Genomic DNA, 2,016 nt, shown 5'->3' with positions numbered 1-2,016 from the left:
GTCATCGCCGCGCCCACCACGTCGTTGCCCGAGGAGATCGGGGGAGAGCGCAACTGGGACTACCGCTACACCTGGCTGCGCGACGCCACGGCCATGCTCGCGGCCCTCTCCGGAACCGGGTACCAGGAAGAGGCACGGCACTTCGCCGACTGGCTCGTGTCCGTCACCGCCGGAAGCGCCAAAGGGCTGCAGGTGATGTACGGGATCGGCGGCGAGAGCGCCCTGGACGAGGTCCGCCTCGACCATCTGGAGGGCTACCGCGGTTCGCGTCCCGTACGCGTCGGCAACGGGGCATGGGACCAGTTCCAGCTGGACGTCTACGGCGAGCTGCTCGCGGCACTGAACTTCACCATGCAGCTGCGCGGCGACGACGTGCGCCCCGAGCGCGTGATGTTCGTGCACGACGTCGTGGAGCTGGCCATCGCCCGATGGCGTGAACCCGACGAAGGCATCTGGGAGTTCCGCTCGGGACGACGTCATTTCGTGTTCTCCAAGCTCATGGCGTGGCTCGCCCTCGAATCGGCGATCCACATGCTCGACCGCCACCCGCACCTGGCCGCGGGACCGGAACTGAGGGAGCGCTGGGTGTGCGTACGGGACGAGATCCGTGCCGAGATCGAGCAACGGGGAGTGGACGCCGAGACCGGCGCGTTCATGCAGGCGTTCGACAGCGCCGCGCTCGACGCCTCGGCCTTGCAACTGATCCTCCGCGGGTTCGTCCCGCCGGACGACCCGAAGGCAGCGGCCACCATCGACCGGATCGCCGCCGACCTCACGCGCGACGGACACGTCTACCGGTACAGGGGCGCCGACGGCCTGACCGGGGAGGAAGGGAGCTTCCTCTTCTGCACGCTCTGGCTGGCGAGTTCCCTCGCGGTCGTGGGCAGGGTGGAGGAAGCGGAGAGCAGGCTCGAACTGGTCCTCGGCTGCGCGAGTGACCTCGGGTTGCTCGCGGAGGAGTACGACCCGGTCACGCGCAGCCAGCTGGGGAACTTCCCGCAGGGCTTCAGCCACCTCGGTGTCATCGCGACGGCACTGGTGATCGAGGTGGCGAGGCGGCAGCGCGGGCCCCGGCCCCCGCACGTGGCCGAGGACTACGTCGACAAGCTGGCGGGCAGCAGACGACCCTCACGCTGACCACGGGCCGCCGCCGGGGACGACGGCACGGTAGCCCCCTGGCTCGACCGTCTGGACGAAGCAGCCCGTGCCACTTCCGTGGCTCACTGGTGGGCAGACAGGCGACACCGCCTCTCGCGTGATGGACACGGCCCCGGCCGGGGCCCCACCGATGACCCGACTCCCGAGACACGAGCGTGCCGCCAGGCTCTGCGAGCCCCACTGCGGCGACGGGAAGTGACCTCCCATGACCAGGCACGACCACGCAGAGCACACTTTCACCTCCGTACCCGAATCGGTCGCGGCTGCTAGGACCTTCATCGCCCGGACCCTGGAGGAGTGGCACGTGACCAGGCACGCCGACGACATCCTGTTGTGCGCGTCCGAGCTCGCCTCCAACGCGGTCAAGTACGGCAGCAGCACCGCGGGAGGACGTCCGGTCTTCCAGGTGCGGATCGACGCCGACGACGCCCACCTCCGGGTGGAGGTGGAGGACGGTGATCCGTTGACGGTCCCGCACATGAACCGGGCCGCGGAGGGGGAAACCGGCGGCCGGGGCATGGCGATCGTCGCGTCCCTGGCCTCCGCCTGGGGGTTCGAGAGCCACGCGGCCGCGGGCAAGGCAGTCTGGTCCGAGTTCGTCACCAGCGCGGCGTGAACCTGTCACCCCGGCCGTATCCCGGCCGGGGTGCTCCGTGCCCGGACCCGTCTGGGCGGGCAGCAGCCCGGCGCGCGTCCCACGCGCGCCGGGCTGAGTTGCGTCAGGCGGACATCGGCGGCGCGCACCGCCGGTCCGCGCCGGAGGGGGTCACTCCGTGACCACCGAGTTCTCCGCGTTCCCCGACCTGACCTCCAGGTCGTACGCGCCCTCCGGTCCGGGCTCCACCTTGTGCGGGCCGC

At 70.7% G+C, this 2,016-nt stretch carries 2 protein-coding genes; both read left to right on the top strand.

The genetic code is table 11. The features are described from left to right. A partial coding sequence (locus ACFV0Q_RS41040; RefSeq protein ID WP_385013154.1) for a glycoside hydrolase family 15 protein occupies positions 1–1,137 on the top strand: 1,137 nt, incomplete at its 5' end. 226 nt (positions 1,138–1,363) lie between these two features. Next, entirely contained in the window at positions 1,364–1,774 is a 411-nt protein-coding gene (locus ACFV0Q_RS41035) for an ATP-binding protein (RefSeq protein WP_385013152.1), read from the top strand. The last annotated feature ends 242 nt before the right edge of the window (positions 1,775–2,016 follow it).

Origin of the sequence: Streptomyces sp. NPDC059564, from assembly GCF_042735575.1 — a bacterium.
Taxonomy (GTDB): domain Bacteria; phylum Actinomycetota; class Actinomycetes; order Streptomycetales; family Streptomycetaceae; genus Streptomyces.
Note: the sequence above shows the minus strand (reverse complement) of the source record. Positions and strands in the feature narration are given on the sequence as shown.